A 10,094-nucleotide genomic window follows, 5' to 3' on the forward strand; every position below is an offset into this window, starting at 1 on the left:
GGCCCTCGGCGCCGCGCGTGCGCAGCTCCGGCGACTCGGCCATGGCGGCGCGCAGCAGCGTGTCGAGCTTGACCTGCTGGGCTTGCTTCAGCGCCGGCCATGGGTCGCCCGCACTGCCGCGCAGCGGCGCCAGGCCCTTGGGCGTGTCCTCCCAGCCGCAGACCAGCAGGCGCGCCAGCGCACCCAGGCCGTAGACCTCGCTGGCCAGCGTGGGCGGCTCGCCGTTGCGGCGCTCGGGCGCGATGAAGGCGGGCGACGCGCCCAGGCTCAGGCCGCGGTCGAAGGGGTCGGTCGGGTCGGGGATCTTGGTCAGGCCCAGGCCCATCAGCCGCACATTGCCGGCCGGGTCGAGCCAGATCATGGCGGGGTCGATCTCGGCCAGCAGCCAGCCTTGCTGGTGAGCCGAGCGCAGCGCCTCGCAGAGCTGCACCAGCAGCTCGATGCGCTCGCGCAGGCCAAGCTGCTCCAGCTTCGGCAGCAGCGGCTCGCCATGCGTGCCTTCGACGATCAGGTAGGGGTGGGCGTCCGGCGTCACGCCGCTGTCGCTGGGCACGGCGATGTGCGGGTGCTGCAGCTTGGCAAGGTCGCCCGCCTGGTCGGCATAGCGCAGCATGACGCCGGCGCCGTGGTCGCTGCGGTCCAGCACCAGCACGGCGGCAAGCGCCTCGGTGGCCATGGCATGGTGGGCGCTATACCACTGGCCGGCATGGGCCTGCTCGCCGTCCGGCAGCGGCTTGACCAGCCGCCACACGCCCATGGCCTGGCCTTCTTCCAGCGGAGCGGCGGCAGCCGGCGGCGGTAGAGAAAGGTTGGGCATGCGCATGGCGCGGCATATTAGGGGTGACCCCAGGGGGCTGCCACCCCGCCGTTGTTACAAGCGGCGACCGTCCGAGCATTCGCTCACGCCCTCGATACTCGCGGCCCACGATGTTTGCCGTCCTCGCCACGACCTTTCCGTTTTTCGCCCTGGTGCTGTGCGGCTGGCTGGCCGCCCAGCGCGGCCTGCTGCCCGACAGCGCCATCCCCGGTCTGAACGGTTTCGTGCTGTTTTTCGCGCTGCCCTGCCTGCTGTTCCGCTTCGGGCGCGACACGCCGGTGCTGGAGCTGCTGAACCCCGCGCTGCTCGGCGTCTACATCGCCTCGGCGCTGCTGATCGTCTTCTTCACCATCGCCACGACGCTGTCGGCGCGCGTCGGCATGAAGGACGCCGCCTTCGGCGCCCTGGTGGCGGCCTTCCCCAACACCGGCTTCATGGGCGTGCCGCTGATCGTCGCGCTCTTGGGCTCGGCAGCGGCCGGGCCGGTGGTCAGCACCATCCTGGCCGATCTCTTCATCACCAGCTCGCTGTGCATCGCCCTGGCCCAGGCCGGCACCAGCGGGGTGGCCGGCCGGGCGGCCTTCGTGCAGGCGATCAAGGCGGCCGGCTCCAACCCACTGCCCTGGGCCATCGGCCTGGGCGCCATCGTTGGCGCCAGCGGGCTCGCGCTGCCGGCGCCGCTGGCCAAGGTCATCGCCATGCTGGGCGACGCGGCCTCGCCGGTGGCGCTGTTCACCATCGGCGCGGTGCTGAGCCGCTCGGGCCGTGCCAACCGTGCTAGCGGGCACGTGACACCGCCTGCGCTTTACCTGCCGGTGGCGGCCATCAAGCTGCTGCTGCACCCCGCGCTCGTGTTCGCGCTGGGCGCGGCGGTGCGCTGGATGGGCGCGCCACTGTCGGGCGGCCAGCTTGTCGCGCTGACGCTGGCCGCTGCACTGCCAAGCGCCAGCAATGTGTCGCTGCTGGCCGAGCGCTACGGCGCCGACAACGGCCGTGTGGCGCGCATCATCCTGGCGTCGACGGCGCTGGCCTTCGTGACGTTCAGCGCGCTTGCCGCCCTTCTCATCGAACCTGCGGCAAGGTGATGGCCACGCGCAGGCCGCCGCCCTCGCGGTTGCCCAGCGCGATGCGGCCGTCATGCGCCTCGGCGATCTCGCGCGCCAGCGCCAGGCCCAGGCCCGTGCCGCCCTGTCCGGCTTTTGAGCCGGGCTCGGACCGCTTGGTCGAGTAAAAGGGCAGCAGGGCCTGGGCCAGCACGGCCTCGCTCATGCCGGGGCCGCGGTCCAGTACCTCAATGCGCAGCTCGCCGCCGGCGAGCGTCAGCCGCAGCGCGATCTCGTCCGGGTCGCTGCCCGATTCATGCGCGTTCTTGATCAGGTTGAGCAGCGCCTGCTCAATTTGCGCCGGGTCGAACCAGCCCGGCTCGCCCGGCGGCTCGCCGTCCCGGTTGAACTCACCCAGCGTGCCCAGCCGGTTCAGGAAGCCGGTCCAGTCCACCGCCTCGCGGCGCGGCGCGGGCAGCTTGGCAAAGGCCGCATAGCCGCTCAGGAAGCCATGCAGATGCGCCGCCCGCTCGCCGATGCTGGCCAGCACCTGCGGCAGGCGCTCGGTGTTGCCGCGCCGCGCCAGCTCGGCGCCGCTGTGGGCCAGTGACGAGATCGGCGCCAGCGAGTTGTTCAGCTCATGGCTCAGCACGCGGATGACGCGCTTCCAGGTCGCCACCTCGGCGCGTGACAGCTCGCGCGTCATGCGCCGCAGCAGGCGCAACCGGTGCGGCTGGCCCTGCAGGCGGAAGCTGCGCGTGCTGTGGTGGAAGGTCTCCTCCGCGCCGTCGGGCAGCGTCACCGTGAAGAGCCGGTCGCCATCACTCTGGAGGGCCTCGCGCAGCGTCTCGGGCAGCGTGGCGATGACCGTGGGGAAGTCCAGCCCGGTCAGGCTGCGCCCGTCGCCCAGCAGCTGGCGCGCGGCCAGGTTGGCGATGGCGATGCGCTCGCTGGCGGCGGTCAGCACCAGCGCCACCGGCGTGTTCTGCACGACGGTGTCCAGCAGCAGCTCGCGCTGCGCCAGGTGCTGGCGCTGCTCGCGCAGGGCCAGGCCGAGGTCGGCGTGCAGGCGCGTCAGCCCGATCAGCTCGCGCGGGCCGTCCGGCGTCAGGTTGAGGCTGAAGTCGCCGTCGCGGTAGCTCAGCACGGCGCCTTCGAGCGCACGTGTGAGCCTCAGCAGCGGCGCCAGCCAGGCGGCGGCCAGCCAGGCGATCAAGGGCAGCATGACAAGCACCGCCACCGCCAGCGCGATGCCGGCATCCAGCCCGAGGCGCCGCACGCCGAGGATGACCAAGGGCGGCACCACCGCCGCCGCGCCGAGGGCCAGCAGCGCGCGGCCGCGCAGCGACAGGTGCCGGGTCAAGGTGTGATCCCGTAGCGCTCCAGCCGCCGGTACAGCGCCTGGCGCGACAGGCCGAGCTGGGTCGCCGCCCGGCTGACGACGCCACCCGCCGCAGCCAGCGCCGCGACGACGGCCTCGCGGCTGGGCTCGTCGAGGTTGCGCCAGGCGCCGCCGCCATTGGTGCCGGCGTCTTCCAGTCCCAGCAGGCCGGGGGTGATCTCGCCGCCCTGGCAGAGCAGGGCCGCACGCTCGACGGCGTTCTTCAGCTCGCGCACATTGCCGGGCCAGCGGTGGGCCAGCAGGGCCTCGCGCGCGCTGTCGCTCAGCCGCGCGCGGCCGGCCAGAAAGTGCTCGGCCAGCGGCAGCACGTCGTCGCGCCGCTCGGCCAGCGCCGGCAGCCGCAGCTCGATGAGGTTGAGGCGGTAGAACAGGTCCTCGCGGAAGGCGCCGGTCTTGACCATCGCCCGCAGGTCGGCGTTGGTGGCCGACAGCACGCGCACCCGCATCTGGCGCGTCTTGCTGGAGCCCAGGCGCTCGAACTGGCCCGTCTCCAGCACGCGCAAGAGCTTCACCTGGCCGGCCAGCGGCAGGTTGCCGATCTCGTCGAGGAACAGCGTGCCGCCGTCCGCCGCCTCGAAGCGGCCCACGCGCGCCTTGGCCGCGCCCGTGTAGGCGCCGCTGTCGCTGCCGAACAGCTCGGCCTCGACGAGGTCGGCCGGCAGCGCGCCGCAGTTCAAGGCCACGAAGGGCCCGTCCCGGCCGGTCGAGTTGGCGTGCACGAAGGCGGCGACGCATTCCTTGCCCGTGCCATTGGGGCCGGTGATCAGCACCGGCACGGGCGCCGCGGCGATCTGGCCGGCCAGCTCCAGCAGCGACAGCATGGCGTCGGACGCGAACACCAGCCCCGCCAGGTCGTGCCGCCGCGCCAGCGCCGCGCGCCGCTCGCGTCGCGCCTCGTGCAGGCGCGCGATCTCGTGGTTGGCTTCGCCCAGCTCCAGCAGGTTTTCCACGCTGGCCAGCAGCTTGGCGTCGTCCCAGGGCTTGGCCAGGTAGTCGGCCGCACCGGCCTTGACCAGCGCCACGGCCGCATCCAGCCGCGTCCACGCGGTCAGCAGGATGATGGGCAGGTCGGGCCGCCTGGCGCGGATGGCGCGGAAGAGCGCCTCGCCTTCCTCGCCCGAGGTCGTGTCGGCGGTGAAGTTCATGTCCTGAATGACCAGGCCGAAGGGGCGTTGCTCCAGCAGCGCAAGGCCCGCCTCGGGGCTGGTGGCGACGCTGGCCTCGATGTCGTGCAGGGACAGCAGCAGCTCCAGCGCCTGGCCCACGCCGGGGTGGTCGTCGATGATGAGCACGCGCCTCATGGTGGCGGCGGCGCCAGCCGGCTCAGGCCAGGGGCGCAATGGTCGAGGTCAAAGCGGGGGCGGCACGGAGCCAGGGTGGCGCAGGGGCGATACATGCATCCAGGATAGCGGGGCGCACGCGGGGGCGTGCCGAGCGAGCGCGGCGCCGAATCCCTACGGCGCTATGGGTGAGCATCACGGCGGCCGCGAAGGCGGTGCTGGACGATCGAAGCGCTTGAACGCAGACACGGTCGGCAGGCCTTGCGGCACTGCCTACCGATGCGTTCCGTCTCCGGCCAGCCGATCGTCTGGCCGCGCAGATCAGTTGCGGTCGCGGCGCGGGGCGCGCATGGCCAGTTCGGAGCCGTTCGACGTGGTGGTCGCCGTGCCATCCGCCGCAGTGCGGTCGTTACCCATCAGACCGCCGGTGCGGTTGTTCGGATTGCGGCCCATGTCCTGGTCGCCCGGGGTCACGGCCGCCCTGGCAGCACGGCCGGCGTTCGTCGATCCCGAGCCGGCATTGGTGTCGCTGCCCATCAGTCCACCGGTGCGGTTGCCCGGATTGCGCCCCACGTCCTGATCGCCGGGGGTGACAGCAGCGCTTGCCGCGCGCCCGACGGGGGTCGTGGCGGTCTGCGCAGTTGCAGTCGTGGCCAGCGCGGCGACGGCGAAGGTAACGAGAAGGTGTTTGTGCAAGGTCATGGTGAGTCTCCGGTAGAAGTACGGGTAACCCACGGGGCAATCAGCATGCCGGCCCGGCGTTTCGGCCTCACCGCCCCCGCTCGGCGACCTGACCCCGATGCCACCCGGCCGCCGCCGGGCAGGGCCCACACCGGCGCGCAGTGCTAGGCTGACCCGCCATGAGCGAACAGAAGATCGAGCTGTACGACGGCCCCGCCGGTGGCTGGGGCGCATTGAAGAGCGTGGCCAAGCATCTCAACGAGCAGGGCGCGGCCGTGAAGGGCGCCAGGACGCTGTTGCACGCCAACCAGACCGACGGCTTCGACTGCCCCGGCTGCGCCTGGCCGGACCGCGACCACCGCTCCACCTTCGAGTTTTGCGAGAACGGCGCCAAGGCGGTGGCGGCGGAGGCCACCGCGCGGCGGGCGACGCCGGAGGTCATCGGCGCGCAGACGCTGGCCAAGTGGGCCGAAGCGTCGGACCACGAACTCGAAGCCACCGGCCGCCTGACCGAGCCCATGGCCTATGACGCCCGGACCGACCGCTATCAGCGCACCACCTGGGACGCCGCCTTCGCGCTGATCGCCCGCGAGCTGCAGGCCCTGCCCAGCCCCAACGAGGCCATCTTCTACACCTCGGGCCGCACCAGCAACGAGGCCGCCTTCCTGTACCAGCTGTTCGTGCGCGAGTTCGGCACCAACAACTTTCCCGACTGCTCCAACATGTGCCACGAGCCCAGTGGCGCGGCGATGAAGCCGACCCTCGGCGTCGGCAAGGGCACGGTCACGCTGGCTGACTTCGAGCAGGCCGACTGCATCCTCGTGTTCGGCCAGAACCCCGGCACCAACCACCCGCGCATGCTGGGCGAACTGCGCGCGGCGCGCAAACGCGGGGCGCGCATCGTCAGCTTCAACCCGCTGCGTGAGCGCGGTCTGGAGCGCTTCGCCGACCCGCAGAACGCCATCGAGATGGCCACGCTGGGCGACTCGCCGATCAGCAGCCACTACTTCCAGCTCAAGGTGGGCGGTGACTTCGCGCTGCTCAAGGGCATGTGCAAGCACGTCGTCGACGCGGGTGCCCTCGACGCGGCCTTCATCGCCGAACACACGACGGGCTTCGAGGCCTTCATTGCCGAGTTGCGCGAGCAGCCCTGGGAGCCGCTGGTCCAAGCGTGCGGCCTGACCCGCGCGCAGATCGAGCAGGCCGCCGACATCTATGCGACCAGCGAGCGCGCCATCATCTGCTGGGGCATGGGCATCACCCAGCACCGGCATTCGGTGGCGACCATCCAGATGATCGTCAACCTGCTGCTGCTGCGCGGCAACCTGGGCCGCCCCGGCGCGGGCGCCTGCCCGGTGCGCGGCCACAGCAATGTGCAGGGCGACCGCACCATGGGCATCTACGAAAGGCCGGCGCCGGCCGTCCTCGACAGGCTCGGCGAGGTCTTCGGCTTTGTGCCGCCGCGCGAGCCGGGCTTGGACACGGTGGGCGCCATCCAGGCCATGCTGGACGGTCACGGCAAGGTCTTCATCGCGATGGGCGGCAACTTCGCGGCGTCCACACCCGATACCGCCGCCACCTGGCGTGCGCTGCGCCGCTGCGAGCTGACGGTCCACATCACCACCAAGTTCAATCGCAGCCATGTGGTGCACGGCCGCCAGGCCCTGGTGCTGCCGGTGCTGGGCCGCACCGAGATCGACGTGCAGGCCACGGGGCCGCAGGGCGTGACCGTGGAGGACTCGATGAGCATGGTGCACCTGTCCGCCGGCATGAATGCACCGGCGTCCGAGCATCTGCTGTCCGAACCCATGCTCGTGGCACGCCTGGCCGCCGCCACGCTGACGCACAGCCGCACGCCCTGGCTGCAGCTGGCCGGCGACTACGCGGCCATCCGCGACAGGATCGAGGCGGTGCTGCCCGACTTCGCCGGCTTCAACGCCAAGCTCAGCGCACCCGGCGGCTTTCGCCTGCGCAACACGGCCAGCGAGCGCCGATGGGCCACGGCCAGTGGCAAGGCGGAGTTCAGCACCCATGCACTGCCGACCGACCTGGCCGTGCACCGCGCGGCCGAGCGCCACCGTGACCAGCGTGTTTTCACGCTGACGACGCTGCGCTCGCACGACCAGTACAACACCACCATCTACGGCCTTGATGACCGCTACCGCGGCGTGCACGGCCACCGCCGCGTCGTCTTCATCCACGCCGACGACATCCGCGATCTGGGGATGAAGGCTGGCGACTGGGTGGACATCACCAGTCTCTACATCGACGAAGCGAGCAGCGAGGTGCAGCAGCGCCGCGTCGAACGCTTCCTGCTCGTTGCCTACGACATCCCGCGCGGCTGCCTGGCAAGCTACTACCCCGAGACCAATCCGCTGGTGCCGCTGCAGAGCTTTTCCATCACGGCGCGCACACCGACGTCCAAGTCCATCCCTGTCGTGCTGACGGCCCATGTCGCCCGAACTGCTGCTGCAGACCCTGCATGAACTTGCGCCGCACGGCGAGCCGGTGGCGCTGACGCGGCTTGCCAAGCGGCTGGACCAGCGTGTCAGCGTGCTGCTGCGCCACGCCACGGCGCTGGGCGACACGGTCATCGGCGGCGTGCGGGGCCCGGGATGGGTGGCACTTCAATGCGACGACGCCGGCCGCTGGGTGGCCCGGCTGACGCCGGCAGGCCGCACGTTCGTGGGCCGGGGCCTGACTTGATGCAGTGCCCGGCGAGAAGTCGCTGACTGACGCGTTAGCTTTTTGCGCGCGTTTGTGTGCAAAAGCACATGAAATCTGGCCACCCCTCGCTCATTCGAGTGCCTAGCATTGGTGCACCTCAACGCCAGTCCGGATTGCAGGGCGTTCAACATGAGCCATCTCCAAATCGTCCCGGCCGCCCCTGCTGCGGTTTTCTGCCCCGACGGGCCCGGCGTCACCGAAGCGCTGGTGTTCTTCCTCGATGGGCAGGAGTACGGCATCGCGCTGCAATGCGTGCAGGAGATCCGCTCTTACCAGCGGCCCACCCGCCTGGCTGGCGCGCGCGACGACGTGCTCGGCGTCATCGACCTGCGCGGTGAGATCGTGCCCCTGGTCGACCTGCGCCGCCGCCTCGGCCTGGTGGCAGCCGACGTTGACCCATTCACCGTCGTCATCGTCATCAGCCTGATGGACCGCCGCATCGGCGTTGTTGCCGATCGCGTCAATGACGTGGTGGCGCTGTCGCCGCAGCAGATCCGCGCGATGCCGCCCCTGTGCGGCGGCGCCGGCCAGCATCACCTCGTGGCCATCGCCAGCCTCGACGCACGCAGCGTCTTGCTGATGGACATCGAAGCCTTGCTGGCCGAGATCCGCGTCGCCGCGCCGCTCGACCTGGCCGCCTGAGCGCGCCCGGCTCAACCTTCCATCCAGGGATACCCATGAACTTTCAGAACGTCAGGCTCAGCACCAAGCTGATTTCCGCTTTCATCCTCGTGACCATGTTCGGTGCGGTCGTCAGCGCCATCGGCATCCGCAATATGAGCCAGCTCAACGACGAGGCCGACACCATGTATGCCCGCGAGCTGACGGCGCTGTCGCTGGTCAAGGAGGCCAACATCGACCTGCTCTACGTGGCGCGTGACCGTCGCAGCGCGATCCTGTCGCCGTCTGCCGCCGAGCGGAGCGAGTTCCTCGCCAAGGCCGATGCTTCCATGGCCCGGCTGAAGGCCCGCATCGACCAGGCTCGCCCACTTTTCGTCAGCGAGAAGGGCCGGGCGGCGCTGAGCGACATCGAGCAGACCTGGACCGAGTACGCCGGCATGGGCAAGGAGCTGCACACGATGATCGCGGCCGCCGAACTGGACAACCGCACGGACCTCACGCAGTTCCTGTTCGGCAAGTTCGCAGAGCGCGCCAACCGCATCGACGGCCGCATGACCGAACTGGCTGCTCTCAAGGAAGGCGACGCCAAGGCAGCGTCCGACCGCACCGCGCACATCTACCAGCAAAGCCGCAACGTCATGCTGCTGCTGGTCTGCGCGGCTGCGCTGGTGGGCATCGGCATCGGCCTGTGGCTGGCCCGCAGCCTGACGCGCCAGCTCGGTGCCGAGCCGGCCGAGGCCGCAGCCCTGGCCAAGGGCGTGGCCATGGGCGACCTGAGCGCCACCATCGCGCTGCGCGCCGGCGACACCACCAGCATCATGGCCGCGCTCAAGGCCATGCAGGACAGCCTGGCGCAGGTGGTGGCCAATGTGCGCAGCAACTCCGAGAGCGTGGCCACGGCGTCGGCCGAGATCGCGCAGGGCAACCAGGACCTGAGCCAGCGTACCGAAGAGCAGGCCTCGGCGCTGGAGGAGACGGCGGCCTCGATGGAGCAGCTCGGCGCAACCGTCCAGCAGAACGCAGACAACGCCAAGCAGGCCAACCAGCTGGCACAGAGTGCCGCCGCAGTGGCCATGAAGGGAGGTGCCGTCGTCGGCCAGGTGGTCGAAACGATGAAGTCCATCGACGACAGCGCCAAGAAGATCGCCGACATCATCAGCGTCATCGATGGCATCGCCTTTCAGACCAATATCCTGGCGCTGAACGCGGCCGTGGAAGCGGCGCGCGCCGGCGAGCAGGGCCGCGGCTTCGCGGTGGTGGCGGGCGAGGTGCGCAGCCTGGCCGGCCGCTCGGCGGAGGCTGCCAAGGAGATCAAGAGCCTGATCAACGCCAGCGTCGAGCGTGTCGAGCAGGGCAATGCGCTGGTCGGCCAGGCCGGCGCGACCATGGCCGACGTCGTCGGCTCCATCAAGCGGGTCACCGACATCATGGGCGAGATCACCGCGGCGAGCATCGAGCAGAGCGCCGGTGTCTCGCAGGTGGGCGAAGCCATCGGCCAGATGGACCAGGTCACGCAGCAGAAC

At 70.6% G+C, this 10,094-nt stretch carries 9 protein-coding genes; 5 read left to right on the forward strand and 4 right to left on the reverse strand.

Features of this window, described 5'->3' with window-relative positions; all coding sequences use genetic code 11:
* The coding region (locus ACT6S0_RS24140; protein WP_444766308.1) for a hypothetical protein at nucleotides 1-823 on the reverse strand (823 nt) is incomplete at its 3' end.
* Between the two features lie 104 nt (nucleotides 824-927).
* Here ACT6S0_RS24140 and ACT6S0_RS24145 point away from each other — a divergent pair.
* Nucleotides 928-1,902, forward strand: coding sequence for an AEC family transporter (locus ACT6S0_RS24145; protein WP_444766309.1), 975 nt, complete (start codon nucleotides 928-930; stop codon nucleotides 1,900-1,902).
* Here ACT6S0_RS24145 and ACT6S0_RS24150 read toward each other — a convergent pair.
* From ACT6S0_RS24150 to ACT6S0_RS24160, 3 genes are all read right to left on the reverse strand, one after another.
* Complete coding sequence (locus ACT6S0_RS24150; RefSeq protein WP_444766310.1) at nucleotides 1,880-3,223, reverse strand: sensor histidine kinase; 1,344 nt, start codon at nucleotides 3,221-3,223, stop codon at nucleotides 1,880-1,882. The two genes, ACT6S0_RS24145 and ACT6S0_RS24150, sit on opposite strands and share 23 nt — an antisense overlap.
* Complete coding sequence (locus tag ACT6S0_RS24155) at nucleotides 3,220-4,563, reverse strand: sigma-54-dependent transcriptional regulator (RefSeq protein ID WP_444766311.1); 1,344 nt, start codon at nucleotides 4,561-4,563, stop codon at nucleotides 3,220-3,222. Before ACT6S0_RS24155 ends, ACT6S0_RS24150 begins: the two co-directional genes overlap by 4 nt.
* Before the next feature lie 300 nt (nucleotides 4,564-4,863).
* Nucleotides 4,864-5,244, reverse strand: a complete 381-nt coding sequence (locus ACT6S0_RS24160) for a hypothetical protein (protein ID WP_444766312.1) — start codon at nucleotides 5,242-5,244, stop codon at nucleotides 4,864-4,866.
* A 158-nt stretch (nucleotides 5,245-5,402) separates the two neighbouring features.
* Here ACT6S0_RS24160 and ACT6S0_RS24165 point away from each other — a divergent pair, with 158 nt between their 5' ends.
* The 4 genes from ACT6S0_RS24165 to ACT6S0_RS24180 all read left to right on the forward strand — a co-directional run.
* The gene (locus ACT6S0_RS24165; protein WP_444766313.1) at nucleotides 5,403-7,709 is read left to right on the forward strand and encodes an FdhF/YdeP family oxidoreductase; all 2,307 of its coding nucleotides are present in this window, start codon (nucleotides 5,403-5,405) and stop codon (nucleotides 7,707-7,709) included.
* Nucleotides 7,675-7,929: a hypothetical protein gene (locus ACT6S0_RS24170; RefSeq protein ID WP_444766314.1), complete on the forward strand. Its 255-nt coding sequence runs from the start codon at nucleotides 7,675-7,677 to the stop codon at nucleotides 7,927-7,929. The genes ACT6S0_RS24165 and ACT6S0_RS24170 overlap by 35 nt, the downstream gene beginning before the upstream one ends.
* Nucleotides 7,930-8,079: 150 nt before the next feature.
* Nucleotides 8,080-8,592, forward strand: coding sequence for a chemotaxis protein CheW (locus tag ACT6S0_RS24175; RefSeq protein WP_444766315.1), 513 nt, complete (start codon nucleotides 8,080-8,082; stop codon nucleotides 8,590-8,592).
* A gap of 35 nt (nucleotides 8,593-8,627) precedes the next feature.
* A partial coding sequence (locus tag ACT6S0_RS24180; RefSeq protein ID WP_444766316.1) for a methyl-accepting chemotaxis protein occupies nucleotides 8,628-10,094 on the forward strand: 1,467 nt, incomplete at its 3' end.

This window comes from Roseateles sp., from assembly GCF_052436255.1.
Taxonomy (GTDB): Bacteria; Pseudomonadota; Gammaproteobacteria; order Burkholderiales; family Burkholderiaceae_C; genus Pelomonas.